The organism is Sphingopyxis sp. (assembly GCF_036402335.1).
GTDB lineage: Bacteria > Pseudomonadota > Alphaproteobacteria > Sphingomonadales > Sphingomonadaceae > Sphingopyxis.
In genome coordinates this window covers 1-1,888 of record NZ_DASWTD010000312.1, presented here as the reverse complement: position 1 = coordinate 1,888, position 1,888 = coordinate 1, and the positions used below count along the sequence as shown (strand labels likewise).

1 protein-coding gene and 1 pseudogene are annotated in these 1,888 nt (G+C 69.0%); both read right to left on the bottom strand.

The window, feature by feature from the left end; genetic code table 11:
- Positions 1 to 567: pseudogene (purH, locus tag VGD20_RS09705) on the bottom strand (bifunctional phosphoribosylaminoimidazolecarboxamide formyltransferase/IMP cyclohydrolase); the annotation flags it as partial.
- Between the two features lie 101 nt (positions 568 to 668).
- On the bottom strand, positions 669 to 1,888 hold a 1,220-nt coding region (locus tag VGD20_RS09700; RefSeq protein WP_331134246.1), incomplete at its 5' end, for a heparinase II/III family protein.

Genomic DNA, 1,888 nt, shown 5'->3' with positions numbered 1-1,888 from the left:
GGCCGCGGTCGCCGAATAGGCCTTGGCGGCGAGGCGACGACGGAGGGCGAGCGTGGTGGAACCGTCATTGGCATCGAGCGCCTCGATCAGCTCGGCATAGTCCGAAGGATCGGTAGCGATCGCGACGCTCGCGTGGTTCTTGGCGGCCGAACGAACCATCGAGGGGCCGCCAATGTCGATATTCTCGATGATCTCGTCGCGGTCGGCGCCCTTGGCCACCGTCGCCGCGAAGGGATAGAGATTGACCACGACCAGGTCGATCGGACCGATCTCATGTTCGCGCATCGCGGCGACATGCTCGGGATTGTCGCGCACCGCGAGCAGACCGCCATGAACCTTGGGGTGCAGCGTCTTGACGCGGCCGTCCATCATCTCGGGAAAGCCGGTCAGATCGGAAATGTCGCGCACAACCAGCCCCGCATCGCGCAGCGCCTTGGCGGTGCCGCCGGTGGAGACGAGCTCGACGCCGTGGCGGGCGAGCGCCTGGCCGAGCTCGGTGAGCCCCGACTTGTCGGAGACGGAAAGCAGCGCGCGCGTGAGCTTCACGGGCGAAGTGTCGGTGGTCATGTCGGTCCTTCAGTCTGGATGCGGGCAAGCGGCGAAAAGGAATTCGCGCTGAGTCTGTCGCAGCCCCTTAGTCATTCCGGGCGGATGGGGAAAGACCGGTATCAGCCCGCGCGCTTGAAGGTCCAGGTCACCGTTGCGCCGCCCGAGGCCTCCGCGCTTACCACGAGCTGGAGGCTCGGATGGGGGCGGCCATCGGCGTCGACCCACAGGCTGTCCTCGATCGCGAGCGTTCCGCCGCGGCAACGGAATTGCCAGATCGGGCCATGCGCGATGCGCAGCACCGCGCCCAGTCCGTCGGCGGTCGAGGAGACCTCGATGCCTGGCGCGAGGTGGAAGCGGATCGCGAAAGGCGTCTCATGCGGGCGCCTGCGGGCAGGCGCAGCGCCGAGCGTGTCCTCACCGGTGAACTCGCGGCCATCGGGGCTGAGCGCCAGCGTACGCCGGTGGATCATCCCAAAGCGCCGTGCATAGCCGTCATGGCTCGCCTCGAGCCGGCTGCCCGTGTCGCTTTCCTGCCGGTGCATCTCGACCTCGGTGACGCCGCGGCCGAGCGAGCCGTCATTGTGGATCGCGGTGCTGTTGTTGTCGTGGACGACGAGCGTTGAATGCGCCGCGGTCGAGCGCAGCCCCTGCGCCAGCTTGGCCGGGATCGTCGCGCTCGATTCGCGGGACCCGCCACAGCTCACGATCAGCCGGTGCGGGCCATCGGACATTTCAAAGGCTAGCGTCGAGGCGCAGCCGCCGACATTGAGCCGGCTGAGCGGCGGCGGAGCGGCGTCAACGATGACGATGCTGTGGCCGGCAGCCATTCGCTGATAACCCCAGTCGCGCGCCTGAGGCTGCGGACGTGTCCTGACACCCGACGCCTCGATCACCGCGTTGACGCGTTCGGCGCCCTGGGGCGCGCTGCCCTGCCAGCTCGCCAGTCCGCCGTCGCCGTGCGTGACGCCGAGCAGCGCGGGCACTGCCATGGCGAGCGCGGCGTCGATCGTGGCGGGCGCCTCCTGCCGGCGCGCATCGTAGACGGCGCGAAGCATCGAGAGCAGCATCACGAGCTCGAGCTGGCCCGAGGGCGAGCGGCAGATGACACCGCCGTCGCTCGACATTCCCGTGGTCAGCGCGCGCGCAAGCCCTGCCTCGGCATTGTCTTTGCGCGTGCCATTGCCGGGGATCAGCAGTCCCGCTGCGGTGAGCCCCGCCCAGGCTGCGATACGCGGCACGCCCTGTTCGGCCTTGTCGGCGCCGCGGTCGAGATGCCGCGCGCCGCGCGCGAGAGCGTTGAGCACGGCTGACCGATAGACGAGGTCGCTGCTCGAGAGGA